The sequence below is a fragment of the Rhizobacter sp. genome (assembly GCF_035702065.1).
Taxonomy (GTDB): Bacteria; Pseudomonadota; Gammaproteobacteria; order Burkholderiales; family Burkholderiaceae_C; genus Rhizobacter.
Window position 1 is genome coordinate 1 of sequence record NZ_DASSRA010000091.1, and the last position, 2,142, is coordinate 2,142.

Below are 2,142 nucleotides of genomic sequence, written 5' to 3' on the forward strand. Positions count from 1 at the left end.
CCTGCTCGGCTGGCCGCTCGGCATCGCCCTGCTCACGCTGCCCGCGTGGTGGCTCAACGCCATCGGCTTCGTACTCGTGGTGCAGACGCTGGTGTGGTCGGCCTATTTCATCCACGAGTTCGCGCACCAGGCGATCTTCAAGACGGCCGAGGCCAACGCACGCTGGGGCACGCTGATGACCTGGCTCAACGGGGCCTGCTTCGCGCCCTTTGCCGACCTGCGGCGCAAGCACATGCGCCACCACGTGGAGCGCGCCGACGTGCTCACCTTCGACGCCAAGGCTTTCCTGCTGCGCTCGCCGGCGTGGTTCCGCCACAGCGTGATCGCGCTGGAGTGGGCCTACGTGCCCGCTGTCGAGTTCGTGATGCGCGGCTACGTGATCGCGCTGCCCTTCATCGACGAGCGTAAGCGCGAGCGGCGCGGACGCATCGTCGCCATCGCCGCCGTGCGCATCGCGGCGTTTGCCTTGCTCGGCTGGTACTCGCCCAAGGCGCTGCTGCTGTACTTCGCGGCCTACCTGGTGTTCGTGACCGTGCTGCGCTTCGCGGATTGCTTCCAGCACACCTACGACGCCTACCCGCTGCTCGACGACCAGCCCATTCCGAAGGACAAGCTGCGCGACCGCGCCTACGAGCAGGCCAACACCTACAGCAACGTGGTGGGCCTGTCGAACCCGCTGCTCAACCTGCTGTGGCTCAACTTCGGGTACCACAACGCCCACCACGACCGGCCCACGGTCGCCTGGCACAAGCTGCCGGCCTACCACCGTGAGCTGTACGGCGAGGCCTACGCGCAGGTGGTGCCGGTGCGCCAGCTGCTGCGCGCCTTTCACGTGCACCGCGTGACGCGCGTGCTCTCGGGCGACTACGGCCACGTCGACGGGCCCGAGGTGCCGGGTCGGGCCGACCAGTTCGTCGGTGCGGTGGGCGTGTCCTTCCTCACCGCGGTATGACGGGCGTCGCGCTGTCGCTGGCCGGGCGCACGGCACTCATCACCGGCGCGGCCAGCGGCATCGGCCGCGCGACGGCGCTGCTGTTCGCGCAGGCCGGCGCGGCGGTGGCGGTGAACCACCTGGCGCGCCCGGCCGAGGCCGAGGCACTGGTGCGCGAGATCGCGCCCGGCCGTGCCACTGCCTTCGAGGCCGACGTGACCGACAGCGCCGCCGTGGCCGCGATGGTCGAGGCCGCGCAGGCCTCGCTCGGGCCCATCGACGTGCTGGTCAACTGCGCCGGCATCATCCAGGAGAAGCCCTTCCTGCAGACCACCGAGGCCGACTGGCGCCGCATGATGGCGACCGACCTCGACTCGGTCTTCCTGCTGTGCCGCGCCGTGCTGCCGGGCATGGTGGCGCGCGGGCGCGGCGTGGTGATCAACATCGCCTCCGACCTCGGCCTGCTCGGCCGCGCCGAGTACGCGCCCTACTGCGCCGCCAAGGCCGGCGTGATCGGACTGACGCGCTCGCTGGCGCGCGAGTTTGCGCCCGGCATCCGCGTCAACGCCATCGCGCCCGGGCCGGTGGAGACGCAGATGCTGTCGAGCGAGTTCATGAGCCCCGAGTGGCGCGCGAAGGAGATGGCGATCCCGCAAGCGCGCTTCGCCGAGCCGGCCGAGATCGCCGCCACGGCGCTCTTCCTCGCCAGCGATGCCTCGCGCTTCTACTGCGGGCAGGTGCTGGGGCCGAACGGCGGCTCGGTGATGCCATGAGCGCGCCGGGCCGCTCCCAAGCGCGAATCCCGAAGCGCGCTGCGCGAAGGGTGGTCCAGTGAGCGCCGTCATCGCTCGCCCGCCGACTGCCGCCTGGCCGGTCGCGGTCCTGCTGTTCTCGGCCACGCTGTGGGGCCTGTCGTGGTGGCCGCTGAAGGGCTTTGCGGCGGTGGGCCTCGGCGGCCCGGTGCTGGTGCTGCTCACCTACGGCGTGGTGGGCGCGCTCGGCCTGCCCTGGCTGCTGCGCGAGCGTGGCGCGTGGCACGGTGAAGGCCGGCACCTCTTGCTGCTCGCGCTGGTCGGCGGCTGGGCCAACGCCGCCTTCGTGAGCGCGCTGGTGCTGGGCGACGTGGTGCGCGTGATGCTGCTGTTCTACCTGTCGCCGGTGTGGTCGGTGCTGGGTGGGCGCATCTTCCTCGGCGAGCGCTTGTCGCGCCG

Annotated in this window: 3 protein-coding genes; all 3 read left to right on the forward strand. The window is 71.4% G+C overall.

Going from position 1 to position 2,142, the window contains the following annotated elements:
- A partial coding sequence (locus VFL64_RS04250) for a fatty acid desaturase (protein WP_489539142.1) occupies positions 1-952 on the forward strand: 952 nt, incomplete at its 5' end.
- Positions 949-1,704: an SDR family NAD(P)-dependent oxidoreductase gene (locus VFL64_RS04255; RefSeq protein ID WP_489539143.1), complete on the forward strand. Its 756-nt coding sequence runs from the start codon at positions 949-951 to the stop codon at positions 1,702-1,704. The genes VFL64_RS04250 and VFL64_RS04255, both read left to right, overlap by 4 nt.
- A gap of 58 nt (positions 1,705-1,762) precedes the next feature.
- Positions 1,763-2,142: EamA family transporter (locus VFL64_RS04260; RefSeq protein WP_489539144.1), on the forward strand; the 380-nt coding region annotated here is incomplete at its 3' end.

What these genes read in the sequence shown, in the direction of transcription:
- VFL64_RS04255 (WP_489539143.1), top strand. Translation starts at nt 949, where the DNA reads ATGACGGGCGTCGCGCTGTCGCTGGCCGGGCGCACGGCACTCATCACC.